Consider the following 26,584-nt stretch of genomic DNA (forward strand, 5'->3'; position numbering starts at 1 on the left):
AAGCGCCCTGCTTTTACGTTTTTCCAGCACGTTTTGCAATGAGTAGCTTCCGACTACGTCCCTTTTCACACTGGCTTCTTGCTCTGTTTCTGACGTTTACTGCGGTTGGCCAAGTGGCCGCGCAGGATAACGCGACAGTTAGCAAGGAGGGTGTGACCCCCGGCGCCACAGCCGGAGCCGCACCTGCGGCTGCAGCGGGCAGTGCCCCCGCTGGCGACGCTGCAGCCATTTCGGCTGGCGACGCCTTGTTCAAAGGTAACTGCGCACAATGCCACGCCATCAACGATGTGGTAGTTGGCCCCGCTCTAGCCGGTGTTGAGCAGCGTCGTCCGCTGCCATGGCTTATCAAGTGGGTTCAGAACTCCAGCAAGATGGTAGCCAGCGGCGACGAGTACGCGGTGAAAATCTTCAACGAGTACCAGAAGCAACAGATGCCCAATTTCGCGCTGAGCGACGAGGAAATCACCTCGATCTTCGCCTACGTGAAAGCCGAGGCTTCCAAGCCTGCCAATGTAGCGGTAGGCGGTGATGACCGTGGCGCTGAGGGCAAGCCTTCCGGCGAAGTATCGGAAGGTGGCGCCGCTGGTGCCGGTAAGTATGTAAACGTCGTACTAATCGTACTGATCGTTGTCCTGATCGTTCTGGTTGTTACGCTGGTAATCATCGCCAATATCATGCGCGACGTGCTCCGCGGCCGCAAAGACCTCGACGGTCGTGACCTGGAGATGATCGACCAGAAAACCGACTGGATGGCCATTCTGAAATCCAGCTGGTTTAAAGGAGCAGTAGGCACATTGTTCGTATTGGTTGTTCTGTATGAGTCGATTCAGGGCCTGATGGCAATTGGCTTACAGCAGGGCTACCAGCCTTCGCAACCTATCGCCTTCTCGCACAAACTCCACGCTGGTGAGCACCAGATCAACTGCGCTTACTGCCACACTTCGGTGTACAAGAGCAAGTCGGCGAACATCCCTTCGGCGAACATCTGTATGAACTGCCACTCGCAGATCAAAACGACTTCTCCCGAAATCAAGAAGATCTACCGCGCCATCCAGCGTAATCAGCCGATTCAGTGGGTTCGTGTTCACAACCTGCCCGACTTGGCTTACTTCAACCACTCGCAGCACACCCAGGTGGGGGGCATCGAGTGCCAAACTTGCCACGGCCCGATCCAGAATATGGATGTTGTGTATCAGTACTCGGCTCTAACCATGGGCTGGTGTATCAACTGCCACCGCGAAACGCCGCTTAACACTAAGGGCAACGGTTACTACGACAACCTAGTGAAGCTGCACGACAAAGCAAATGCCGGTGCTCCGTTCACCGTGTCGTCGAACGGCGGCACCGAATGCTCGAAGTGCCACTACTAATAATGAAAGTACTGAGCTAGGGTGCCGAGTAAGGAAGCAAGCGGTTCGCTACTTCATACTCGACGCCCTAACTCTCTGCCAAATACGACTACCCAACCCACGATGCAAGAGTCGCCTAAGTACTGGAAGGGAATTGAGGAGCTCGAGAACTCGCCGGAGTTTTTGCACAACGCCCTGAGCGAATTCGGGACGTTGCCGGTGAAAGAAAGCCACCCCTCAACGGATGATACGGTTGCACCGCGTCGCGACTTCCTGAAGCTGATGGGCTTTGGTCTGGCTGCCGCTACCTTGGCTAGCTGCGAAGCGCCCGTCCGCAAAGCCATTCCGTACCTGAACAAACCCGAGGAAGTAGACCCGGGTATCGCCAACTTCTACGCTTCGACCTATTTCAACGGTCAGGACTACAACAGCGTGCTGATCAAAACGCGCGAAGGTCGTCCGATCAAGGTTGAAGGCAATCCGGAGTCGCCCGTTACGCGTGGTGGTTTGTCCGCTCGCGGCCAGGCGTCGTTGCTGAACCTTTACGATCAGTCCCGTTTGCAGTCGTTTGCTATCAATGGCAAGCCTGCCGATAAGGATCAGGTCGATCAAGAGATTCGCACCAAGCTTGCTGGTGTTACTGGCCGCATTGCAATTGTTTCGCCTACTATCATTAGCCCCACAACCAAGCGGGTTATTGCTGAGTTTGCGGGTCGCTATGCCAACACCGAGCACGTTATGTACGATGCAGTGTCGCAGTCGGCGCTGCTACGTGCAAACGGCGGTGTAGTTCCAGGTTTCGATTTCAGCAAAGCTGCTGTAATTGTAAGCTTGGCTGCCGACTTCCTGGGTACTTGGATTTCCCCCGTTGAGTATGCGTCGCAGTACATCGTAAACCGCAAGGTTTCTTCGTCTAAGAAGACGATGTCGCGTCACTTCCAGTTCGAGCCTAACATGACTCTAACCGGCGCCAACGCCGATGTTCGTGTAGCTGTTAAGCCTTCGGAGCTCAATCAGGTTGCGCTGGCGCTTTACAACGGAATCGTTGGTGGAGGTGCCGGTTCTTCCTACAAGAACCCTCAGCTCACTAAAGCTATCAACGAACTGAAGGCTGCCGGCAATCGGGCATTGGTAGTTTCTGGTTCCAACGATGTAGCTGTTCAGACCCTTGTAGCGGCTATTAATGCCGCCCTAGGTAATACTGGCACTACCATCAATCCTGCAACGCCTTCGTTCGTGCGTCAGGGTGATGATGCTCGCATGTCGCGTCTGGTCGCAGATATGAAAGCTGGCCGAGTAGGAGCTGTCATCTTCTACCACGCTAATCCCGCCTACGACCACCCGCTGGCTGCTGATGTAAAGCAAGCTCTGCAGAACAAAGGGCTGCTGAGCATTTCGTTCAACGAAAAGATGGACGAAACTACTTCGCTTTGCCAGTATCAATGCCCCGACCACAACTGGATGGAGTCGTGGAATGACTTCGAGCCTCGTCGTGGGTCACTGAGCTTGTCGCAACCGGTAATCACTCCGTTGTTCAAGACTCGTCAGGCTCAGGAAAGCTTGCTCGTTTGGGCTGGTAACCCTAACACTTATTATAACTACCTGCGCAACAACTGGCGCGGTGTCCTAGGTGGTAATTTCCAAGCCGGCTGGGATAAGGCCGTGCACGATGGGGTTGCCGCTGGAACGCTGAGCCCTGCACCAGTAGCCCAAGTAGCTCCTGCTGTTTCGGCTGATCAAGCTGCAGGTGAGGTTGCCGCTTCCAAAGCTGCTTCCGGTGTCGAGCTTGCTCTCTATGAAAAAGTGGGTGTTGGTAATGGCTCACATGCTAACAACCCTTGGCTTCAGGAGTTACCGGATCCGGTTTCCAAAGCCACTTGGGGTAACTACGTTACTGTTTCCCGTGCCATGGCCAAAGAGCAAGGGTGGGAGCAAGGCGATGTTATCCGCGTGACAGCCAATGGTAAATCCGTAGAACTGCCGGTGCTGATCCAGCCGGGCCAAGCCCAAGGATCGGTTGGTATTGCAATCGGTTACGGTCGTGAGAAAGCCGGTAAAGTAGGCGACAAAGTTGGCGCTAATGCCTTCCCGCTTGCTCAGCTTCGCAATGGCGCTGTAGTGTACAATGTGCCCGTAACGCTCGAAAAAACCGACGCATCGCAGCCCATTGCTCAAACGCAGACGCACCACACCATCATGGACCGCAAGCCGGTGGTGCAAGAAGCTACGTTGGCTCAGTACATCAAGAATCCAAAAGCAGTAACCGAGTACGACAAAATTTCCACGCCGGAAGGTCTGGAGAAGCCGAACAAAGTATCGCTGTGGCAGGACTATGAGTACAAGAACCACCACTGGGCAATGGCTATCGACCTCAACTCATGCATCGGCTGTGGCTCGTGCGTACTGGGTTGCCAGGTTGAGAACAACATCCCAGTTGTAGGTAAGCAAGAGGTAATTAACCGTCGCGAAATGCACTGGTTGCGTATCGACCGCTACTATAGCTCGGATACGCACAAAGACTCTTTCGAGACGGAAGGTAAGCTGGCTACCTACGCACTCATGGAAGATCCTTCGGATAACCCGCAGGTAATTTTCCAACCGATGCTGTGTCAGCACTGCAACCACGCTCCTTGCGAAACGGTGTGCCCGGTACTTGCCACTACCCACAGCACCGAGGGGTTGAACCAGATGACCTACAACCGTTGCGTAGGTACGCGTTACTGCGCCAACAACTGCCCATACAAGGTGCGCCGCTTTAACTGGTTCTCGTACTACTCCAACGAGAAGTTTGAGACCGTAAACGGTCACATGTTCACCGATCTGGGCCGCATGGTTCTGAACCCTGATGTGACGGTACGTGCCCGGGGCGTAATCGAGAAGTGCTCTTTCTGCGTGCAGCGCATCCAGTTGGGCAAACTCGAAGCCAAGAAGGAAAAGCGTCGTCCCGTAGATGGTGAAGTGGTAACGGCCTGCGCTCAGTCTTGCCCAACCCAAGCCATCGTGTTCGGTGACCTTAAAGATCCGAACTCTCGCGTGGCGCAGATTTGGCGCCGCGAAGATGGCGAACGGGGCTTCAAAGTTCTCGACGCTATCAATACGCAGCCGAACATTACGTATCTGACGAAGATCCGTAACACGGACGTATCGAACTTCTTCGCGCCTGAAGCTGAACATGCAGCAAAGGCTGAGCCCCACAATGCGTAAGTCAACTCGAAACTAAATACTGATCAATATGCAGCACGTTTCGCCTGTACGTATACCGCTCGTAACGAGCGGTAAGACGTACCACGACGTCACCCAGGACGTGTGCCGCCAGGTGGAGGCCAAGCCGAACATCCGTTGGATGGCCGCGCTAGCCGTAGCCTTGTTCTTTCTGGGCATTTTCTTCTATTCCGTTTACCGTACGCTTTGGTACGGTATCGGTGAGTGGGGCCTGAACAAAACGGTTGACTGGGCTTGGGATATCACCAACTTCGTATGGTGGGTAGGTATTGGCCACGCTGGTACTCTGATTTCAGCTGTACTCTTGCTGTTCCGTCAGAAGTGGCGGACCTCGATCAACCGTGCGGCTGAGGCTATGACCATTTTCGCCGTAATCTGCGCTGCGATGTTCCCGGTTTTGCACATGGGCCGTCCTTGGCTGGCTTACTGGGTTCTACCTCTGCAAAACACTTGGGGCTCGTTGTGGGTGAACTTCAATTCGCCTTTGCTCTGGGACGTATTTGCTATTTCGACTTACTTCTCGGTTTCGCTGGTATTTTGGTATACCGGTCTCATCCCTGATTTCGCGACCATTCGTGACCGTGCAAAAGGTCCGATTGCTCGCCGTGCTTATGCGCTGCTCAGCTTCGGTTGGAAAGGTGGCGCCAAGCACTGGTCACGCTACGAAACGGTTTCGCTGATCCTTGCGGGTGTTTCTACCCCGCTGGTATTATCGGTGCACACCATCGTATCAATGGACTTTGCTACTTCAGTAGTACCAGGATGGCACACTACCATCTTCCCGCCCTACTTCGTGGCGGGTGCTATCTTCTCGGGTTTCGCCATGGTACTCACGCTGATGCTGATTACCCGCGTTGTGTTCCGCTTAGAAGACTACATCACGCTCGAGCACATCGCTCTCATGAATAAAATCATGATGATTACGGGCTCTATCGTTGGTGTTGCTTACATCACGGAATTCTTCATTGCTTGGTACTCGCAGGTGGAATTTGAGCAGTATGCATTCATCAACCGTGCTACTGGTCCTTACTGGTGGGCGTACTGGTCGATGATGACTTGCAACGTGATTTCGCCGCAGCTGGTATGGATTCGTCGCATTCGCTACAGCATTCCCGCTACGTTCATTCTGTCGATCATTGTGAACATTGGTATGTGGTTCGAGCGCTTCGTAATTATCGTTACGTCGTTGCACCGCGACTACCTCCCATCCAGCTGGGCAATGTTTTCGCCTTCGATCATTGACATCGGGATTTATGTAGGTACGCTGGGTTTATTCTTCACCCTGTTCCTACTCTTTGCTAAGTTTTTCCCTGTGATTAACATGGCTGAGGTTAAATCTATCCTCAAATACGGTGTGGACAACGGTCCGACTTATGGTGGTGCCAACACCGGCGCTCAACAGTCGAGCTACCGTCCGACCGGTGCTCCTGCTTCTGCTCCCGTAAACTACAACAAGCATGACTAAGCGGTACGCGCTCGGCATCTTCGAAGATGAAGACGTGCTCTTGCACGCTATTGAAAACATCCGCGCTGCCGGCGTAAAAATCTACGACGTTTTCTCGCCTTACCCCGTTCACGGCATCGATGATGCTTTGGGTATCGAACGCTCCCGTCTGCCGATTGCTGCGTTCTTCTATGGCTTGTGTGGCTTGTCGTTTGCTCTGTGGATGCAGATATACATGATGGGTTTCGACTGGCCAATGATCGTAGGCGGTAAACCCCACATTGGTCTGCCTGCCTTCATTCCGGTTGCTTTCGAGCTGACGGTTCTCTTCACGGCTCACGGCATGATGATTACCTTCTTCCTGATCAGCAAGCTCTGGCCACGTTGGCGCGTACCGGTTATGGACGTGCGTTCTACGGATGATAAGTTCGTCATGGCAATCGAGCTGAAAGAAGGAACCGATCTGGCTCAACTCACCCAGCTGCTGCGCAGCAATGGTGCTTCTGAGGTGAACGAGAAAGAAATGACCAAAGAATAATGACGCACTTTGTAAAATATGGCGTCCAGGCTTCGGCCATTGTGTTCGCTTCGGTGCTGGTAACTGCTTGCAACGATGCCAACGATCCAGGCTTGGAGTATGCGCCTCAGATGTACGAGTCAATCCCGTACGAGCCGCTGAAACAGTACGATGCTAATACGGTTAATCCGATGGGCATCAATATGCGTAACCCAGCTATTGCTACGGTTCCGCGTGGTAAGCTTGACTACTTCAACCATATCGGTAAAGACAGTGTAGGTATAGCTTCGCGCACTTTGCGTAATCCGCTTGCTTACAGCCGTCAAAACCTGGAAGAAGGCAAAGTCCTTTACACCAGAGTCTGCCAACACTGCCATGGCGAGCAGGGTGACGGCAATGGACCTGTAGGAGCTAAGTTTAAAGGCGTTCCCAACTATTCAGCTGGTGCTTACGCCAACATGAACGATGCTCATATCTACCACGTGATTCAATGGGGTAAAGGACGTATGATGCCGCACGGCTCAATAGTCAACCCCGAAGAACGTTGGAAGATTGCGATGTACGTGCGCGTACTGCAGAAAGGTAAAGGGCCGGAAGGCATGAGCGAGTTGGTACAAGACGAACTCACTCCTACGCAAAAAACCAATCCCGAAAATCAGGAGCCGTACGGTCAAGCTCAGGCTGACAAAGCTTCGGAAACCCCGGGCCAAGGTGGCACGGAAGCTCGTAACGGCACGGCAGAGTAATCAATATGGCTTCAACGCATCATCACGAACCTGTAACGGCTGAGTTCCTCGAACTCTCGCCCGCTGCGCGCCGTCGGTTCATCCTGTTCATTGTTGCCGGGGTCGTGCTAATGGCCATCGGTCTCATAATGGCTGCTATGAATGTGGGCGGCCACCACGAAGTTGCCGCTGCTGGTCATGGTGCCTCAGAGGGCGCTGGTGCATCAGTTGAGCATGGCGGCGATCATGCCCCTATCTGGCTACGTCGGCTATTTGTTAGCCTTTGGCAAAGCAATACCTACCTGATTGGTATTTCGGTTGTAGGAACTGTGTTCGTTGCCATCAACACGGTTGCTTACGCGGGCTGGTCGATCATCGTCCGCCGTATTGCTGAGGCCTTCAGCGCTTGGCTGCTGCCCGGTTTGGCAATTATGCTGATCGTTTTCTTCGCCAGCGGTCATAACCTCTTCCACTGGCGTACTGAGGGCATCATGGATCCGACCTCGGAACATTATGATGCAATCATTGCTGGCAAGTCAGGTTTCCTGAATCTGCCGTTCTACTTAATCCGGATGGTGCTGTTTGTACTTATCTGGTGGTTCTTCTCGGAGCGTTTGCGTAAGCTTTCGCTAGAAGAAGACCAGCTTGGAGGTACAGGCTTTTGGGATAAGAGCATCAATGTATCAGCCTTGTTCCTGGTGCTGTTCGCAGTAACCTCTTCGATTGCAGCTTGGGACTGGGTTATGTCTATCGACACGCACTGGTTCTCAACAATGTTTGGTTGGTACGTGTTTGCTTCATGGTGGGTAGCGGGGATTGCTGCTATCCTACTAACGGCTATTTTCTTAAAGCAAGCAGGCTACTTGCGCTTCCTGAACTCTAACCACCTGCATGACCTAGGCAAGTTGATGTTTGGTTTCAGCATCTTCTGGACCTATATATGGTTCTCGCAATTCATGCTGATCTGGTATGCTAACCTGCCAGAAGAATCGGTTTACTTCAACCAGCGCTTAGGCGGGTTTAATGGGCAGTACACTTGGCTGTTTTTCTTCAACCTGATTATCAACTTCGCTTTCCCCTTCCTGGCTCTGATGACGCGCGATGCAAAACGCCAGATGATCATGTTGAAAATCGTTGCTATTGCCGTTTTGATCGGCCACTGGCTTGATTTCTACATGATGATTATGCCCGGAACGATGAAGGCCGACAGTGGGTTTATCATTGAGATTGGTACTGCGCTAGTATTCCTAGGTGCGTTCCTTCTGCTGATGACGAAACGTCTGTCACAGGCATCATTGATTCCTGTCAATCACCCCTTCGTAGAGGAGAGCGTACATCACACAACCTAAGCCCTGCGCGGTTCGGACCACTGACTTTCACAACGTACAACTAATGATTGCTCTAGGTATCCTTCTGGCGCTGGTGCTCCTTCTGGTCGTGTTCGGCCTCTTGTTCCGGCTACAGATTCTGACTTCCATTTTCTCGGGCAGCTATAACCGGCCAGTAGGCCTCAGCAACCGGGTAAATGCCATCTTAATGTTGTTATTCCTGATTGTAGGAGGCGCAGCATTTGCTTATTCGTTTGTCGACAACTTCGACAAAATGAATCCGCCGATTGCTTCGGTACACGGCATGCATACCGAGAAGCTTTTCTGGACCACAATGGTGGTTATCGGTATCGTATTCGTTATAACTCAAGTAGCGTTGTTTGTCTACTCTTATCGTTACCAGTATCGTGAAGGTCGTCGTGCGTTCTTTTTCTCGCACAACAACAAAATCGAGATTATCTGGACGGTAATCCCAGCGGTGGTTATGTCGGGCCTCATCTTTGGCGGCTGGAAAGAATGGACGAGCATTATGGGTCCTGCTCCAAAAGATGCCATTGAGGTAGAGGTAATGGGTAAGCAGTTCAACTTCCTTGTTCGTTACCCCGGTCGCGACCAAAAGCTCGGCAACATCAACTACCGTTTGATTGATGCTACCAACGAGTTTGGCTTCGATCTGAACGATCAGCGCGGAATGGACGATTTCACGGCTGGTGAGGTACACGTACCTAAAGGCCATCCGGTGCTGATGCGTATCCGTTCGCGCGACGTGTTGCACGCAGTGTACGCTCCCCACTTCCGTGTTCAGATGTACGCCGTACCTGGCATGCCTACTAAGTTTTGGTTTACTCCTACCAAAACTACTGACGAAATGCGGGCTCAAACGGGTAACCCGAATTTCAACTACGAGATTGCCTGCAATCAGATCTGCGGTCGGGGTCACTTCGCAATGAAGGCCACCATTATCGTTGACGAGCCTGAAGATTACATTGCTTGGTATTCTCAGCAGAAGTCGTTCGTAGAGCAAAACCCAGATGTACTTGCCGATTTCAAACAGAAAAAGGCTGCCTCTGTTGAACAAGCACAAGCTGCTGTAGCGGTGCCCTCTACTGTTTCGGCTAAAGCCGCCCTCTAACGAGTAACTATTAAGCAAGCTTTTCTGATGGCTGCATCAAACATTCCGATGGGCTCGGCACCAACCAGCGCGCCGCACATCCAGCATCACGTAGCCGGCGACCACCACGACGAGCACCATGATGAAGGCAACTTCCTAACGAAGTATGTTTTCAGCACGGACCACAAGATGATTGCTAAGCAATTCCTGATTTCAGGTATTGCCTGGGCTTTTATCGGTGCCACGCTCTCCACGCTGTTCCGTATTCAGTTGGGTTGGCCCGATGCTCAGCTTACGTGGCTTGAGCCATTGCTGGGTCGTTGGGTAGAAGGAGGGAAGCTTAACCCCGAATTCTATCTGGCATTGGTTACCATGCACGGCACTATCATGGTGTTCTTCGTGCTAACTGCAGGTTTGAGCGGTACCTTCTCGAACTTCCTCATCCCACTGCAGATCGGTGCGCGTGATATGGCTTCGGGCTTTATGAACATGCTCTCGTTCTGGTTCTTCTTCCTGGCGGGTGTGGTAATGTTCGTTTCGCTGTTCCTCGAAACCGGGCCTGCAGCTGCTGGCTGGACGATCTATCCTCCGCTCAGTGCGTTGCCGCAAGCCATTCCTGGCTCAGGAGCTGGCCAAACCCTTTGGCTGGTTTCGATGGCTCTGTTCATTGTATCGCAGCTCCTAGGTGGTGTTAACTACATCACTACTGTAATCAACCTGCGTACTGCCGGTATGTCGATGGCTAAATTGCCGCTGACAATCTGGTCGTTCTTCCTGACTGCAATTCTGGGTCTGCTTTCTTTCCCGGTACTGTTCTCAGCTGCTCTGCTACTAATCTTTGACCGTTCTTTTGGCACTAGCTTCTTCCTCTCCGATATCTACATTGGTGGTGAAGCTCTGAACCATGTTGGCGGTAGCCCGATCCTGTTCCAGCACTTATTCTGGTTCCTAGGTCACCCGGAAGTTTACATTGTAATCATGCCGGCCATGGGTATTGTATCAGAAGTAATGGCTACGAATGCTCGTAAGCCGATCTTCGGTTACCGTGCCATGATTGGTTCGCTGATCGGTATCTCGCTGTTGTCGTTCGTTGTGTGGGCTCACCACATGTTCGTAACGGGCATGAACCCCTTCCTGGGGTCGGTGTTTATGTTCCTGACGCTCATCATTGCAGTGCCTTCAGCAGTAAAAACCTTTAACTGGTTGGCTACACTGTGGCGCGGTAACATCCGCTTTACTGCTGCTATGCTGTTTGCCATTGGCTTCGTTTCGCTATTCGTATCGGGTGGTCTGACGGGTATCATCCTAGGCAACGCTGCACTCGACATCCAGATGCACAACACCTACTTCGTGGTGGCCCACTTCCACCTAGTAATGGGTAGCTCTGCATTCTTCGGTATGTTCGCCGGTGTTTACCACTGGTTCCCGAAGATGTTTGGCCGCATGATGGACGAAAAGCTCGGCTACGTACACTTCTGGCTAACCATCCTGGCTGCTTACTTGGTATTCCTGCCGATGCACTACGTTGGTATTGCTGGTTTCCCACGTCGCTACTACGCCTACACGGCGTACGAGACCTTCAACCAGTTTGCTGACCTGAACACGTTCATTTCGATAGCTGCAATCTTTGCTTTCTTCGCACAGTTTGTATTCCTGTTCAACTTCGTGTACAGCATCTTCCGCGGTCGTCGAGCTACCGAGAACCCGTGGAACTCGAATACGCTGGAATGGACTACGCCAGTGGTTCCTGGTCACGGCAACTGGCCTGGCGCAATTCCGGCAGTTTACCGCTGGCCTTACGACTACAGCAAGCCCGGCGCAGAGCAGGACTTCATTCCTCAGAATATCCCGTACTCGCAGACTGTTTCTTCGAACCTGCCGTACGAGCGCGAAATGGAATAATACCAGTTCCGCTGAATGTTAAAAGGGAAGCCAGATTCTGGCTTCCCTTTTCTTTTTTCAAGCAAATCAATCGGAACTTCGCAGCCTTATCTGGTTTTACTTTTCAGATGGACACACCAGCTTTTGAACGCCGATTTAAGCTCGTCGCTACCCTAACGTTGGTAGCGGTTTACGTGCTGATTTTGGTAGGAGGAATTGTGAGAAGCACAGGCTCGGGAATGGGTTGCCCCGATTGGCCCAAATGTTTTGGCCAGTGGGTGCCTCCTACTCATATCAATCAATTACCTTCTAATTATAAGGAGATATACACGGCCCAGCGCGTAGCCAAAAATGAGCGCCTTGCTAAAACGCTCGCAAGCCTTGGTTTCGCTGAAGTAGCGGCCGACATTTTCGCTCATCCCAATCAGTACATCGAAACTGATTTCAACGCCACCAAAACCTGGATTGAATACCTGAACAGGCTGACGGGTGTAGTGATTGGTTTTCTAATACTACTCACAGTCGTTTTTGCATGGCCCTACCGTCGAACCGACCCCTTAATTTTTTGGGCAACGTTTCTGAGTTTTACAACAGTGGGTATACAAGGATGGCTGGGCTCATTGGTGGTTTCCACCAATCTGCTGCCGGTTATGGTTACTATACACATGAGTTTGGCTCTGGTGCTGGTTGCGTTACTGATTTGGACTATCGTTAGAGCTGACAAGTGTGCGGTAACAAGGCCCTCACAGCCTTTGCCTACTAGTTCGGCTGTGCTGCTTTTATGTCTGACCGCTCTTACCTTCTTGCAGATTGTGGTAGGTACGCAGGTGCGGGAGGATATTGATATGGTGGCTTTTGGTTTGAACTACATGCACCGCGACCAATGGATTGGGCAGTTAGGTGGTGTATTTAGGTTTCACCGCACTTTTTCGGCAGTGCTGTTGGTAGGTAACGTGTATGTTGCCGTTAGACTCCTGCAAACCGGTAATGCAGCCCTCATCAAGATGGCTTACGCCACGCTGCTGGTACTGGTACTCGAAATTGTAGCAGGTATCACGCTCGCCTATTTTGGGATGCCTGCTGCAGCGCAGCCAATTCATCTTACCCTAGGTACATTGCTGTTCGGGGTGCAGTTTCTGGCCTTCGTACAATACCGAAAGTTGATGCACTTGCCTCAAACCGCCCGGCATCCGCTTGTTGTTGCGTAACTTTGCGGCCCCATTTGGAGCCGAATGCCCGGCTTGATTGTTTTTGCTGCTGATGACAAAGGTCAGGGCCTACTTCCAACTTCTGAAATTCCGGCTTTCGCTCACCGTAGCGTTTTCTGCGGCTATCGGCTTCATGCTCGGCCAGCATGAGTTTGCATGGCGTGTTCACTGGGCCGAGGCTTTGCTAGTAATGCTGGGCGGCTTATTGGTAACGGGCTCTGCAAATACCATCAACCAGATATACGAGAAGGATCTGGATCGGCTGATGAAACGAACGGCCCAACGCCCGTTGCCGCAGGGTGTACTCACCATAACCGAAGCCTGGGTTTTTGTTGTTATTACGGGGTTGGCGGGCCTGTTGCTGTTGGGCTTGTACTTCAATCCGCTAACGGCTGTCATATCCCTGCTTTCGCTTATTCTCTACGGGTTTATTTACACTCCCTTAAAGCGTATCTCTCCCATTTGTGTGGCAGTGGGGGCCATACCCGGAGGTTTGCCGCCCATGATTGGCTGGGTAGCTGCCACGGGGATGCTGACGGTAGAAGCCTGGATTCTCTTTGGCATTCAGTTTATGTGGCAATTCCCGCACTTCTGGGCTATCGCCTGGGTGCTCGATGAGGACTACAGCAAAGCCGGGTTCCGGATGCTACCAACCTCCGGAGGGCGCGATTTGCGCACGGCCTTTCAGATAATGACTTATACGCTGCTGCTCATCCCGCTTAGCCTGCTGCCCATGCAGTTTGGCATGACGGGTAAAACATCGGCGCTTATTGCTGTACTGTGCGGAGTTTTATTCCTGATGCAGACGTTTTACCTCATGCGTACCGGCTCCAAGAAGGCCGCGATGCGCATCATGTTTGGCTCGTTTCTGTACCTCCCGATCGTGCAGATAGCCTTAGTCATCGACAAACTCTAACATTTCGGATATGCATCCTTCCGAGTCGTTAAATAATAAGCAAGTAGCCCTAGGTATTCATCCGTTGCGCTTCCTGCTGTGGCTGATGATCATCAGCATTACCATGATGTTCGCGGCGTTTACGAGCGCCTTCATCGTGCGTCGGGGCGAAGGTGGTTGGCTTGAGTTCGATCTGCCCTCAGGTTTGGTATTCAACTCAGCAGTCATTTTGCTTAGCAGTGCTGCTATGCAGTGGGCTTGGTTTTCGGCTCGCCGCGACGAGCTTCGGCGCGTACAGCTGGCTATGCTGGTAACCTTTGCCCTAGGTGTTCTTTTCCTGATTGGGCAATGGCAGGTATGGGAAGAGCTGGTTCAGAACAAGATTTTCTTCGGGGGCAAGGATAGCAACCCAGGGGGTTCTTTCGTATACGTGCTCACCGGTGTACACGCCTTTCACTTGGTAACGGGTTTGGTGTTCCTGTTAGTGGTACTGCTTAAAAGTCTGCGTTTTCAGGTGCACTCCCGGCAAATGATGGCTATGACCAACGGAACCATCTACTGGCACTTCCTGGGTGGGCTTTGGTTGTACCTGTATTTGTTTCTACTTTTGAACCACTGATTTCGTTTTTCTCGCACACTATGGCCATTTCCACTACGGCAACGCAGAACGCCGCTTACGAAGCGCCGCGCAGCGGCACCTGGGACGGCGGTAACGAACCTTTCAAGGCTAGCTATGGCAAGCTGATGATGTGGTTCTTTCTGCTGTCGGATGCATTCACGTTCGCGGCATTCCTGACCACCTACGGCATGGTGCGTCACCGCCACCTTGCTTACACCGGTACGCCCGAGGCTTTCCAATTCAGCACGGCTTACTGGCCTATTCCGGAGAAAGTATTTAATGCTTTCCCAGGCCTGCACGGGGTTGATATCCCGCTGGCCTTCGTAGCCTTGATGACCATGATTCTCATCGTGTCGTCGGTGACGATGGTACTGGCTGTGGAAGCAGGTCACCGCATGGATAAGGACGACGTGCAGAAGTGGCTGCTGTGGACTATCCTGTTTGGTGGTATGTTCCTGGGTTGCCAGGCTTGGGAATGGTCGCACTTTATCAGCGGCACCGACGAGGGCACGCTGATGGCCGATGGGACGCGCTTCTTCGGAGCAAACCTCACGATGAACCAGTACGGCCCGGTGCTGTTTGCCGATCTGTTCTTCTTCATCACCGGCTTCCACGGCACGCACGTATTCTCGGGCGTTTGCTTGCTGGTATACGCTTTCATCGCGACTACCAACGGTACTTTCCACAAGCGTGGCCACTACGAAATGGTTGAGAAGATTGGCCTGTACTGGCACTTTGTAGACCTGGTGTGGGTATTCGTCTTTACCTTCTTCTACCTGATCTAATTGCTTAATAGTTGGATGGCTAGATGGCTGCATGTTCGTCGAACATCAACCATTTAGCCATCTGGCTGTTTAACCTCTGTCATAATCATGGCTCAGCACGCTCCCGAACACGATTACAACGCCGAAGGTCACGCGGTACACGGCAAGCCCAATGTGAAGCCGATTCTGCGTGCTTTGTTGTGGATTGTTGGTATCACTGCCTTCGAATTTTTGCTGGCATTCATCATGCCTGCTTCCACGCTTCGCAACTCGATCTTCATCATCCTGACCATCTTCAAGGCCTTCTTCATCGTTGCCGAGTTTATGCACTTGCGCCACGAAACCAAGGGCCTGATCTGGTCGATCCTGATTCCGATGGCCCTGCTCATCTGGCTGTTGGTGGCTCTGGTTTCTGAAGGTAGCTTCGTTGGCGAAGCCATCTTCAACGCTTACAAATAAGGCATGAGGCCCCAGAAAGTCTTAATACTGGGCCTCCTTCTGCTCTTGCCGGTACTGGCATTCCTGTTTCTTTACAGCTTCGGTACCAACCATTTCGCGCTGCGCACTTTCTATCCGCTTCGTGTCGACTCGACGCAAGTAGGAGGGAAGTGGCAGCGCGATACGGTTTTTCATCGGGTGGGTTATTTTCGCCTTCAAAACCAATCGGGGCAGTTGGTCACGGCAAAGAACCTGGAGGGAAATGTGTACGTGGCTAGTTTTTTCGCTACCAACTGTGCTGATGTCTGCCCTAGGTTGAACAGCCAATTGCAGCGGGTGCAGGAGAAGTTCAGGAAAGAGCCGCGCCTCAAACTGCTGTCGTTCAGCGTTGATCCGGAGCGCGATTCCGTCGCGGCGCTGGCGAAATATGCCGAGCAGTACGGCGCCATTGCGGGTAAGTGGTATTTTCTTACCGGAGCCAAGGATAGCGTTGCGCGCCTGGCAATGGAGTCTTACAAGCTTGCCGATGCCGGGCCGGCAACCATCAGCTCGTCGGGTGGTTTAGTGAATAGCCCGCGCTTGGTGCTGGTAGACCGCGACAAGCATATACGGGGCGTGTACGATGGCCTTGATCCGAAAGACGTGGATCGACTGATGACCGAAATTCGCATTTTGCTTTACACCTATGACCACGACTAACCCTGGCGTAGCAGCCGGACCCGTAATGCCGCGCGGGTACAAAGTGGTAATGCTTGCACTGGGCGCTATCATCCCGATAGCAGTAGCGGTGCTTTACTATTTTCCGCAGGTCTTTCGCATCGAGGGGGCCGACGTGAGCTTTTTGCCCGCCGTTAATGCGGGGCTGAATTCGCTAACGGCTGTGTGCCTGATGCTGGGTTATTACTTCATCCGGAATAAGGATGTAGCCAAGCACCGGGCCATGATGGGCACGGCTTTTCTGCTGGGGTCCGTTTTCCTGGTGTCGTATGTGGTGTACCATTCCCAAGCCGCAACCACCCGCTTTGGTGGCGAAGGAGTTGTTCGGTACATCTACTACTTCGTGCTGCTCACGCACATTTTGCTGGCGGCCGTAACGGTAGGGCTGGTGTTGTTTACGCTGTATTTTGCCATCAGCAACCAGTTTGCCAAGCACCGCAAAATTGCACGCTGGACATACCCCATCTGGCTGTATGTATCGGTTACGGGCGTAATCGTATACTTCATGATAGCGCCTTACTACGTACACTAGCGCGGGGCGGAACTTCACTTTCTGGAAGCTGTTGAAAGAGGTATGAAAAAGGTATTGTTTGCTGTATTGCCGGTTTTGTTCGTGCTGCTGCTGAGCCTCGCGCCCCAGACGATCTACGCCCAGTGCACGCTCTGCAAGAACAACGTCGAGTCGGCGCGTACCGACAAAGACGGTTACGACATATCGGGGCTGAACAAAGGCATCCTGTACATGATGGCGGCTCCGTACGTGATGGGCGGTTTGGTTGGTTTTTTCTGGTACCGCAACGTGCGCCGGAAGCGTCAGCAAGCAGCTTAGTACTTTGCTTGTGGTGGCCCCTAGGTGCCATTATGCGCCTGGCCTGCCGAAGCGCGCAGTTACCTAGGGCAAAGTGTGGCCCAGGTGGCCGGCGTCCTGCCGGAAAAACTCACCTAGGGCTAACCAACAACGTTGAGTCATCGAGTGCTTTGCACGCAAATGCCGCCTACTGGCGGCATTTTTGCTTACTAGCCCGCCGAATCCTAGGTAAGTTTCTAATCTTGCCACGGTTATACCCAGAACTTCTTTAGTGACGAAGCGCTTTTCACCGCTGGTGCTGCTGCTGGCGGCTTTGCTCTGTTTTACGGGAGCTTTCCTGAGCAACTACTTCACGGCGCCGGGCGTGCTGATGGAGGCCGACATGGCGCGGCTTCAGCAACTGCTTTCTGGGGCTGAAGAGCGGGCCGAGCGCGAGGCCGAAAGTTTGGCCGTGCAGCTGGTGCGCGGCCAGAGCAGCTTTGCCACACTGCAGGGCGCCACGTACCCAACGTTCGTATTTCGGGGCACACAATTGCTGTACTGGTCCGACCACACCATTCGGCCAGATGTGCAAAACGTAGCCCAGCCGTTTCGCGACAAGCTGGTGCGCATGCGTTTTGGTACGTACCTGGCCGTGCGGCGCCCGGCGGGCAACTTTACCATTCTCACCTACATTCCGCTGCAGCGGCAATACGGCATCAGCAACCGCTATTTGCGCGAAGGGCCCGATCTGGCACTGTTCAAAGGCTCGGATGTGGAGCTGCTGCCCGGCGCCGAGCAAAACGACCGGCTGCCCAAGCTCTACTCGCACGAAGGACACTACTTGTTTTCGGTACAGAGCCGGCAACCCAACCCCGTTACGGGCAAATACCTGCCGCTGGGGCTGCTGCTCCTAGGTGTTGGGCTGTATGTGGCAGCCGCCTTGCTGATGGGGCACGAGCTGTTTGGGCGCCGCCAGGCCTGGCTTGGGGCTATGGCTGTGGTGCTGCCTTTGGTATTGCTGCGCGCTGTGCTGCTGCAATTCAACCTGCCGTTTTCGTTTATCGAGTTGCCGTTGTTCGACCCGAAAGTGTACGCGGCTTCGTGGGTGTCGCCGTCGTTGGGCGATTTGCTGATAAACGCCTCGTTGCTGCTGGTGGTGGCGTGGTACGCGCTGCTGCTGTTTCGGCGCTACGGCCTGCTGCGCTATATGCGCAGGCTGGAGGGGCAGCCCAAGCGCCTGGGCGCGGCGGTACTCATCTTTCTGGCATTTTACAGCCTGTTGCTGCTGCTGTACCACTTTTACCTAAGCACGGCTACCAACTCGCAGCTGGTGCTCGATGTAACGCAGAGCATTCAGTTCTCCCGGTTCAAACTCCTGCTTTGCGCCGCCATTGTGCTGCACACCGGCAGTTATTGCTTTGGCTTTTGGCTGCTCACGCAGTTGTATATGGCCGTGGTGCGCCCGCAGCCCAAACCAATACACTTGCTGCTGGTAGGCGTGCCGGCCCTGCTTATTCTGCCGGTTGGTTTTGCCCTAGGCGAGCCGGCGCTGGTGCTGCTGGGGCTCACGCTGCTGTTCTTTTTGCTGCTGCGCATTTCGTCGCTGCGGCTGCTGTCGGGGGTGCTGCCGTACCGCGTGTACGTGTTCGTGTTTCTGATGCTGGGCCTAAGCTCCAGCCTGGGCTCGTTGGCGCTGTACCAGCACTTCAAGGATCAGCTGATTTTGAGCAAGCAGCGCCTGGCCGGCAACCTGTTGGTGGATAACGACCTGCAAGGGGAGTTTATGCTGGTTGAGCGCGCGCGCGACATTGCCGCCGACCCCATCATCCGGACGCGCCTCGCCTCGCCGTTTGCCGATCAGGAGTTGGTGCGTCAGCGCATAGCCAAGTACTACTTGCGCGGGTACTTCGACAAGTACGAGGTGAAGGTGACGCTGTTCGACGCCAACGGCATTCCGATGGACGAACCAGCCAGCACACCCAGGCTGCCGGCTCTGCGCCCTTATTTGCTGCAGCAAGCCATTCCGACGGACCTGCCCAACCTGTACCTGCTCAACCCCGCGGGTTCGTTCGATACGCGCCGGTACGTGGCGTTTGTGCCGGTGCCCACCGTAGCTGGCAACGTGGCTACCGTAATGCTGCAGCTCACGCTGAAAAAGCTGACGGCCAACAGCGTAGTGCCCGAGTTGCTGGTCGATCAGAAGTACTTTCAGCCGGGCCTCGGTAACGAGCTGAGCTACGCCGGCTACGAGTACGACCGGCTGGTGTACAGCGAGGGGGATTTTGACTACGTGAACAACCTGCCCGTGCCGGTGCTGCACGATGAGCGCCTGTACACCGCTGGCGTGGTGCTGAATGGTGGCCACCACCTGGGCGTAAAGGGGCCGCAAAACCGCACCGTAGTGGTTTCGACGCCCACGTATGCCGTGGCCGAATGGCTGGCCAACTTCTCGTTCTGGTTTTTGCTGCACACCATTGGCGGGGTACTGGCCGGGGTGGTGGTGCTGGTGGTGCGCGGGCGGCATCCGCAGCTGCTGCGCGCTACGTTCAGCGCTAAAATCCAGCTGTTTCTCAACATCGGTATTCTGGTAACGCTTTTGGTGGTGAGCTTAGCCACGGCCAGCCTGTTTACCGACACCTACAAGCGCGATTTGCGCCGCACCTACGAGCGCCGCGGCCAGCTGGCGCAGGCTACCTTGCTCAAAAACCGCGACCTGCTAACCGAGCCCGAAGGTCACGAACGCCTAACCGAGCTGGCCGAAAACGTATCGACGCTAACCGAGGCCGACCTGAACCTCTACGACGCCAAAGGCCAGCTGCTGGTAAGCAGCCAGCCGCTGATTTTCGAGGCCGGGTTGGTAAGTGAGCTGATGAACCCCGAAGCCGTGGCAGCCTTAGCCGAGCGAGGGCAACCGCGCATTCTGGTAAACGAGCGCGCCGGCTCGTTGTCTTTCAATACGCTGTATTTGCCGCTGCGCGCCCAAACGGCGGGCCCGGGTGGGGGCGCGGTGCTGGGCTACGTGGGCATTCCGTTCTTCGACTCGGAAAAGGAGCTGAACACCAAGCTGACGGAGCTGACGACGACCATCCTGAACATCTTCACCGTGATGTTCATCTTGTTCCTGTTCCTCACGTTTGTGGCCACGCGCGTGCTCACACAGCCACTTAAGCTGATTACCGAAAAGCTGCGCCACACCACGCTTACGGGGCAAAACGAGCCGCTGGCTTACGAGTCGAACGACGAAATTGGCTTGCTGGTGCGCGAGTACAACACCATGCTGCACAAGCTCGAAGACAGCAAGCAGGAGCTGGCCATGCAGGAGAAAGAAGCCGCGTGGCGCGAAATGGCCCGGCAGGTAGCCCACGAAATCAAGAACCCGCTCACGCCCATGAAGCTGAGCCTGCAGTTCTTGCAGCGTGCCTTGGCCGAAAAGCGCGACAACATCGAGGAAATGATGGGGCGCATCTCGCAAACGCTCATCACGCAGATTGATGTGCTAACCGACATTGCCACGTCATTCTCCAACTTCACCAACCTGCCGGCCATGCGCCCCGAGCGCCTGGGTATTGCCTCGGTGCTGCGGCGCTGCGTGGCTTTGCACCAGCACGTGCGCATGGAGGTGGAGCCCGGCGCCGAAGACGCGGTGGTGTACGCCGATGAAAGCCTGATTGTGCGCACCTTCAACAACCTGTTGCTGAATGCCCTGCAAGCGGTGCCGGAAGAGCGAAAACCGGAGGTGGTGGCGCGCGTGCAACTGCCCGCGCCGGGGTTGGTGCGCATCAGCATCGAGGATAACGGCAGCGGCATTGCCGACGACGTGCGCGACAACGTGTTCAAGCCTAACTTTACTACCAAGGAGAAAGGCTCGGGCATTGGTTTGGCCGTGGCCCGGCGCGGCATCGAGAGTGCGGGCGGTAAAATCTGGTTTGAGACGACGGAGGGCCTAGGTACTACTTTCTTCATTGAGCTGCCGCAGGCCGCCGGGGTGTAGCGCTGCGCGGTGCTCGGCGCTGGCGCCGCAGGCGCCAATGCGGGGCCGCGCCGTTTGGGCCCGGTAGTGCGCAGTTCCGCAGGGCGGCTGTTGGCCGCCGCGCCGAGTATCACTCAGCGCTACAGGATTTTTATCGGGCCACGCTACGTTTGCGTGCCGTACGTTACTTCGCCTTTGGGTTGCCGCCGCTCCGCCGCGAGCTTTCTATGTTGCCACTGATACGCTGCTACTTACGCTGCTTTTTGCTGCTGGCATTGCTAGCAGGCAGCGTGTGGGCGCGTGCGCAACAGCGGCCCGAGGTAATGTCGTCGCGCAGGTGCGTGTGGGTGCGGGTACCCGCCAACCGCGATACCACCGAGTTTCGGCTGACCGATTCGCTAACAGTGGTGCCGTCGTCCGTATCCGTTTCAGTGCCGGGCCGAGCGGTGGCGTACGACCGCACCACCGACCGGTACCGCATCCTGTGGCCGAGCAGCCGCATTGCCGCGCCCGAGCCCAACGAGCCCGATTTGCGCCTGCCCACCAATCGGCCCGACTCGGTGCTGGTGTGCTACCGCGTGCTGCCCATGCGCCTAGGTGCGCCGGTAGCACGCCGACCTAGGGAGCAGATGGATACCATCAGCTTCAACAACCGCCCGTTTATGGGGTACGCGGGCCTAGGTCAGCAGGAGCAGATATTGGCCACGCCGGGCATCAACAAAACGGGTAACCTCACGCGCGGCGTTTCGTTCGGCAATGCCCAGAACGTATTCGTCAATTCGGCGCTGAACCTACAGCTTGAAGGCAAGCTAACCGAGAAAATCGGGCTGACGGCGGCCATCAGCGACCAGAACGTGCCGTTTCAGCCCGAGGGCAACACGCAGCAGCTGCAGGAGTTCGACCGCATTTACATTACCCTGACGCACCCGAATTGGGCGCTTACGGCCGGCGACGTGGTGCTGCGCAACAAGCCCGATTACTTTCTGCGCTTCTATAAAAACGTGCAAGGCGCGGCGGCCGAGGCGCAGTTTCAGCAGCGGCCCGGTTGGCGCAGCTCCACCAACGTGGCGGCGGGCGTGGCCAAGGGCAAGTTTGCCAGCACTACCGTCGACCCCATCGAGAACGTGCAGGGGCCGTACCGCCTGCGCGGGCCCAACGGCGAGCAATTCATCATTATTCTGGCCAACTCCGAGCGCGTGTACCTCGATGGCCGCCTGCTGGTGCGCGGTTTCGATAACGACTATGTAATCGACTACAACACGGCCGAGCTCACGTTTTCGCCGCGCCACCTCATCACGCGTAACTCGCGCATTCGCGTCGATTACGAGTACTCCGATTTCAATTACGCCCGCTCGCTCTACCACCTCAGCCACTACCAAGAGGCCGGGCGCCTGCAGCTACACGCCAATTACTACCGCGAGGCCGACAACCCCGACAACTCGCCCAACCTCACGCTCGACGACGACGACCGCGACTTTTTGCGCCGCCTGCCCGACAACGTGAGCATTGCCGCCACGCCCGGCGCCGATTCGGCCACCTACGACCGCCGCCAGGTGCAGTACAACCGCGTGCGCTACCGCGACCCGGCCACCGGCGAGCAACGTTGGATTTTTGAGCTGCTGACCGACTCGACGCGCAGCGTGTACAACGTGCGCTTTACCGATGTGGGCGAGGGCAACGCCGACTACGTGCTGAGCACCGACCCCGAAAAAACCAACGCCAACGGCCGCGTGTACGAGTATGTGCCGCCCATCGGCGGGGTACCTAGGGGGCGCTACCGGCCCGAGCGCCTGCTGCCCACACCGCTCGAAAAGCAACTGATTTCGGCCGGCGCCACCTTGCGGGTTGATTCGACTACTTCGGTGTTCGTGGATGTGGCCTCGTCGGACCTCGACCTGAACCGCTTCTCGCCGCAGTCGGATAAGGGCCACTCCATGCGCGTGGGCTACGCGGTGCAGGACAAGCCTTTGGCGTTGCCGGGGCTGCGCAACTACCGCCTGCGCTCCTCCATGGATTACGAGTACACCAGCCGGCGCTTTTCGCCCATCGACCGGTACCGCGACATAGAGTTCGACCGCAACTGGAGCACCGGCGCCACCCAGCAGAGCAACGCCATTGGCGGCCGGCTTTCGCGCGAAGACAACATCTTCAACTTTGCGGTGGGCGCCACCAAGGACCTGAACAACCACTTTGGCTACCGCGTGAGCCGGCGCTACCGGGCGGGCGAGGTAAGCGGCGTGCAGCACTGGCTGGAGGCTGCCCAGCGCGTAGGCGACGTGGAGCTGCGCAGCTCGTTGTTTTTGCTAGGTGCCGAAGCAGGCCGGCGGCGCTCCAGCTGGACGCGCGGCGAAGGCGTCGTGCGCTACACCCGTGGCCCGGTGGTGCCCGGCTACGCTTACCGCTTCGACAAAAACCGCGTGGCGCTGCCTTCGGGCGATTCGTTGTCGTCGGCCAACTACTTCGACGAGCACGCCGTGTTTGTGCAAAGCCAGGACAGCGCCCGCACCAAATACCGCCTCGATTACACCTACCGCCGCGACCGTGCGCCCAACGCCGAGCAAACCGCCCTGCAGCTGCGCGGCACCGCCCAAACCTGGCAGGGGCAGCTTACCACGCGCATCGGCCAAAACCAGGACCTGAGCCTGCTGGCCACCTACCGCGACCTGTTGGCCCGCGACAGCGCCCGCCAACGCACGGCCCTAGGTCAGTTGGCCTGGAACGCCTCGCTGCTGCAAGGGCAGGTGCGCTCCGAGCTGACGTACAACGTAGCCACCGGCCGCGAGCCGAAGCGCGACTACGTGTTCATACCGGTGCCAGCCGGGCAGCAGGGGCAAGGCACGCACTACTACGCCGGCGACCTGAACAACAACGGCCGCCAGGACAAAGAGGAGTTTCTGGAGGCCGCTACGCCCGATGCCGTGTTCCGCACGCACATCAAGGTGTTTTTGTTTACCGATACCTACGTAACGGCCTTCACCAACCGCTTTGGCTACCGCCTGCTGCTGGGCGCACCTAGGGCGTGGCGCGAGGGCCGGGGCTGGCAGGCCGTGGCGGCGCGCTTCAGCAACGTCAGCAGCATCAACCTCGATCGGCGCACCACCGATAAGTCGCTGTCGGCGCGCTTGAACCCGTTTGCCTACCAAACCAACGACGAGCAGTTGCTTTCGCTGAATAAGCTGCTGCGCAACACGCTGTACTTCAATCGCTCCAATCCGGTATTCGGGGCCGAGCTGACGGTGCTGCAGAATCAGCAGAAAACGCTGCTCACCACCGGCACCGATACGCGCAACCTAGCCAGCCAAAGCATGCTGCTGCGCCGCACCTTGGCGCAATCGTTTACCTCGCGCCTCACGGCCACGCGCAGCATCCGCGAAAACAGCAGCACCTACCTGCTCACGCGCAACTTCCGCATCCGGCAGTACGAGGTGGCGCCCGAGCTAAGCTACCAGCCCTCGGGCACATGGCGCTTCACGGGCACCTACCAGCACACCACCAAGGAAAACGTGTTCGGCCCCGAAACCGGCGCCCGCGGTGCTTTCGATGAGTTGGGGGTTGAAACGCGCATCAGCCAGGTAAACAAGCGCACCGTTACGGCTGCCAGCCGCTACGTGCGCGTGGCCTACAGCGGCGACCAAGCTTCCGAAGCCTCCGTGGTGGGCCTCGAAATACTGCAGGCCCTGCGCCCCGGCAACAACGTAACCTGGACGATAAACCTGGAGCAGCGCCTCAGCAACGGCCTCAACATCACCATCAGCTACGACGGCCGCAAACCCGATGGCCTGCGCAGCATTCACACCGGGCGCATGCAGGCCTCGGTGCTGTTTTGAAAAACTTACTTCCTAGGTGCTCAGTAGCGCCAGTAACTTGGGCGTCGTACTGCCGGCTGCTTGCCTACTTTCTTGGTGATGTCGCGCTGCTTAAAGCAGAAATCGAACGGGTGACCGGTGCGCAGGGCGCGCAGCGTTAGCTCGGCGCAGGCCAGGGCGTCGGAAAGGCTGTCGTGGTGGTTTAGCTCGATGCCGAAATGGGCCGACAGCTCGCTCAGCTTGCTGCGCCCGATGTGCGGAAAAGCCTCCTTGCACAGCTTAATCGAGCACATGCTGAAGAACTCGGGCATGGGCAGCTGGTGCGTGGCCAGGCTATGCTGCAGCACGCTTACATCGAAAGAGGCATTGTGCGCCACTACCAACTGGCCCTGCATATAATGCTCGATGGCGGGCCACAGCTGCAGCAACGTAGCGGCGGGGCGCAGCTGCTCGGCCGAAATGCGATGAATGCTGTAGTTGATGCCCGACACGCGCAGCTCGGGCGGCCGGATGAGGTGCTGCTCGCGCGCCACGATGTTGCCGCCGCGCACCTGCACAATGCCAATGGAGCAGGCGCTGTCGCGCTTCTCGTACGCCGTCTCGAAGTCGATGGCGGTGAAGTTGAGCTCCTGGAGGTCCTGGAGGAGGCGTTTCTGCATGGCCGCGCGGTAAACTGGGTGGTAAATGATGCCTCGGGGCTAGGCCCGAAAAACGGCATGCAATTACGCACTCTGTGGCCGCAACAGCCCTAGGGCAGCGGCGCTTTTTGGCCGGCAGCTACCGTGGGCCGCGGCCGCACCAAGGTGTAGAGCAAGCGGCCGCGCTGTAAGTCGGCTCCTTGCAGGCGCAGGGCGTACAGGCGTACCGTGTCGGGAGTGCTGATGTAGGCCAACCGACGGCGGCGCGGCGTGCCAGCATCGAGCAGCACGTAATCGAGGTTGTTGGCGTAGGTTTCAGCGAAATCGGTAGCGGCCTGGTAGCTGCGGTAGCGCCCCAGGCCACGCACACTCCCATCGGCACCTAGGCGCACCTGGCTGCAGCGCCCGGCCGAGTCGGTGGCTGCGTAGGTGCCGGCTAGTAGCTGCTGGTGTACGAAGCGTTGCACAGCGTTGGCCTCGGCGCCTGCGGCAGCGGCGTTGCGCTGCAGCCGGATGTATCGCTCCGACGCCAATTGCCGGCCGCTTTTGCTGTAGCGGTTTAGCAGCAGGGTGGTGTCGGCTAAGCGCTTCTCGTAGGCTAGCTCGAAAGCGTCATCAGGCTTCTCGGCGTCGCGGTAATCGGTGAGCAGGCCGGTATTGTTGGCCGTTGGGCGAAAATAGAGCGAGAGGTTGCCGGCTTCGTGGTTGTTTAGGTTGAGCGCCACGCGAAGGCTGTCGCCCGTGCGAGCAGCTGGGTCGATGCGCAGGGCCGCTATGCCCTGCAGAGTCGCAGCGGCTTGCAACGGCGAGCGGGTGCGGGCTACTTCCGCCATGTAGGTTTCTTTAACCCACACCCCGCGCAGCATGGGGCCAAACTCACGGGCCAAAGCCTCCACAGCAGCCGGCGTGACCGATTCGGCAGTTGAAGCAGGGTTGCGTTCGGCTTCCTGCTGACCTCGTTGGCAGGCAAGTAAACCGCCGCATGAAAGCAGTGCAAATAGTAAATGGCGAAGGGAGCAAGGCATGGAGAGAGGAAAAGAACACTCACCTGTACCGCAACTCAGCGCTTTGCGTTGCCCTAGGTGGTGTGCTGTAGCGCGGACTTTGTAGTCCGAGCTTGCTTAAACGGCGTCGTTGAACATAGAAAGTACAACGGCATCGT

General features: G+C 56.0%; 20 protein-coding genes. 18 read left to right on the plus strand and 2 right to left on the minus strand.

Going from position 1 to position 26,584, the window contains the following annotated elements; translation table 11 throughout:
- Window positions 1-38: 38 nt before the first annotated feature.
- The 18 genes from OIS50_RS00370 to OIS50_RS00455 all read left to right on the plus strand — a co-directional run bounded on the left by OIS50_RS00370 (window position 39) and on the right by OIS50_RS00455 (window position 24,805).
- Complete coding sequence (locus OIS50_RS00370) at window positions 39-1,370, plus strand: cytochrome c3 family protein (RefSeq protein WP_264692360.1); 1,332 nt, start codon at window positions 39-41, stop codon at window positions 1,368-1,370.
- Between the two features lie 102 nt (window positions 1,371-1,472).
- Window positions 1,473-4,553, plus strand: a complete 3,081-nt coding sequence (locus OIS50_RS00375) for a TAT-variant-translocated molybdopterin oxidoreductase (RefSeq protein ID WP_264692361.1) — start codon at window positions 1,473-1,475, stop codon at window positions 4,551-4,553.
- 28 nt (window positions 4,554-4,581) lie between these two features.
- Window positions 4,582-6,036: an NrfD/PsrC family molybdoenzyme membrane anchor subunit gene (nrfD, locus tag OIS50_RS00380; protein WP_264692362.1), complete on the plus strand. Its 1,455-nt coding sequence runs from the start codon at window positions 4,582-4,584 to the stop codon at window positions 6,034-6,036.
- Window positions 6,029-6,553 (plus strand): DUF3341 domain-containing protein, encoded by a 525-nt coding sequence (locus OIS50_RS00385; RefSeq protein WP_119443230.1) that lies wholly within the window; start codon window positions 6,029-6,031, stop codon window positions 6,551-6,553. The genes nrfD and OIS50_RS00385 overlap by 8 nt, the downstream gene beginning before the upstream one ends.
- The gene (locus tag OIS50_RS00390) at window positions 6,553-7,278 is read left to right on the plus strand and encodes a c-type cytochrome (protein WP_264692363.1); all 726 of its coding nucleotides are present in this window, start codon (window positions 6,553-6,555) and stop codon (window positions 7,276-7,278) included. The genes OIS50_RS00385 and OIS50_RS00390 overlap by 1 nt, the downstream gene beginning before the upstream one ends.
- A gap of 5 nt (window positions 7,279-7,283) precedes the next feature.
- A complete protein-coding gene (locus OIS50_RS00395; protein ID WP_264692364.1) occupies window positions 7,284-8,606 on the plus strand; it encodes a quinol:cytochrome C oxidoreductase in 1,323 nt (440 codons plus the stop codon).
- Between the two features lie 43 nt (window positions 8,607-8,649).
- Window positions 8,650-9,717: a cytochrome c oxidase subunit II gene (locus tag OIS50_RS00400; protein ID WP_264692365.1), complete on the plus strand. Its 1,068-nt coding sequence runs from the start codon at window positions 8,650-8,652 to the stop codon at window positions 9,715-9,717.
- Window positions 9,718-9,765: 48 nt separating this feature from the next.
- Window positions 9,766-11,598, plus strand: a complete 1,833-nt coding sequence (locus OIS50_RS00405) for a cytochrome c oxidase subunit I (protein ID WP_264694428.1) — start codon at window positions 9,766-9,768, stop codon at window positions 11,596-11,598.
- Between the two features lie 107 nt (window positions 11,599-11,705).
- Window positions 11,706-12,785 carry a COX15/CtaA family protein gene (locus OIS50_RS00410; RefSeq protein WP_264692366.1) on the plus strand — a complete coding sequence of 360 codons (1,080 nt, stop codon included), beginning with the start codon at window positions 11,706-11,708 and terminating at the stop codon, window positions 12,783-12,785.
- Window positions 12,786-12,837: 52 nt separating this feature from the next.
- Entirely contained in the window at window positions 12,838-13,701 is an 864-nt protein-coding gene (cyoE, locus tag OIS50_RS00415) for a heme o synthase (protein ID WP_264694430.1), read from the plus strand.
- 10 nt (window positions 13,702-13,711) lie between these two features.
- On the plus strand, window positions 13,712-14,299 hold the full coding sequence (locus OIS50_RS00420) for a cytochrome c oxidase subunit 3 (RefSeq protein WP_264692367.1): 588 nt from the start codon (window positions 13,712-13,714) through the stop codon (window positions 14,297-14,299).
- A gap of 26 nt (window positions 14,300-14,325) precedes the next feature.
- The gene (locus tag OIS50_RS00425; RefSeq protein ID WP_264694432.1) at window positions 14,326-15,084 is read left to right on the plus strand and encodes a cytochrome c oxidase subunit 3; all 759 of its coding nucleotides are present in this window, start codon (window positions 14,326-14,328) and stop codon (window positions 15,082-15,084) included.
- An 87-nt stretch (window positions 15,085-15,171) separates the two neighbouring features.
- Window positions 15,172-15,522, plus strand: a complete 351-nt coding sequence (locus OIS50_RS00430) for a cytochrome C oxidase subunit IV family protein (RefSeq protein ID WP_264692368.1) — start codon at window positions 15,172-15,174, stop codon at window positions 15,520-15,522.
- Window positions 15,523-15,567: 45 nt separating this feature from the next.
- Window positions 15,568-16,200 (plus strand): SCO family protein, encoded by a 633-nt coding sequence (locus tag OIS50_RS00435; RefSeq protein WP_264692369.1) that lies wholly within the window; start codon window positions 15,568-15,570, stop codon window positions 16,198-16,200.
- On the plus strand, window positions 16,187-16,750 hold the full coding sequence (locus OIS50_RS00440; RefSeq protein WP_264692370.1) for a DUF420 domain-containing protein: 564 nt from the start codon (window positions 16,187-16,189) through the stop codon (window positions 16,748-16,750). The genes OIS50_RS00435 and OIS50_RS00440 overlap by 14 nt, the downstream gene beginning before the upstream one ends.
- A gap of 42 nt (window positions 16,751-16,792) precedes the next feature.
- A complete protein-coding gene (locus OIS50_RS00445) occupies window positions 16,793-17,047 on the plus strand; it encodes a hypothetical protein (protein ID WP_264692371.1) in 255 nt (84 codons plus the stop codon).
- 250 nt (window positions 17,048-17,297) lie between these two features.
- Window positions 17,298-20,999, plus strand: a complete 3,702-nt coding sequence (locus tag OIS50_RS00450) for a sensor histidine kinase (RefSeq protein ID WP_264692372.1) — start codon at window positions 17,298-17,300, stop codon at window positions 20,997-20,999.
- Between the two features lie 206 nt (window positions 21,000-21,205).
- Window positions 21,206-24,805, plus strand: a complete 3,600-nt coding sequence (locus OIS50_RS00455) for a hypothetical protein (RefSeq protein ID WP_264692373.1) — start codon at window positions 21,206-21,208, stop codon at window positions 24,803-24,805.
- Between the two features lie 20 nt (window positions 24,806-24,825).
- On the opposite strand, the gene OIS50_RS00460 is transcribed toward OIS50_RS00455, so the two are convergent.
- A complete protein-coding gene (locus tag OIS50_RS00460; protein WP_264692374.1) occupies window positions 24,826-25,443 on the minus strand; it encodes a 3'-5' exonuclease in 618 nt (205 codons plus the stop codon).
- 89 nt (window positions 25,444-25,532) lie between these two features.
- Complete coding sequence (locus OIS50_RS00465; protein ID WP_264692375.1) at window positions 25,533-26,309, minus strand: hypothetical protein; 777 nt, start codon at window positions 26,307-26,309, stop codon at window positions 25,533-25,535.
- Between the last annotated feature and the right edge of the window lie 275 nt (window positions 26,310-26,584).

The organism is Hymenobacter sp. YIM 151858-1, assembly GCF_025979705.1.
GTDB lineage: Bacteria > Bacteroidota > Bacteroidia > Cytophagales > Hymenobacteraceae > Solirubrum.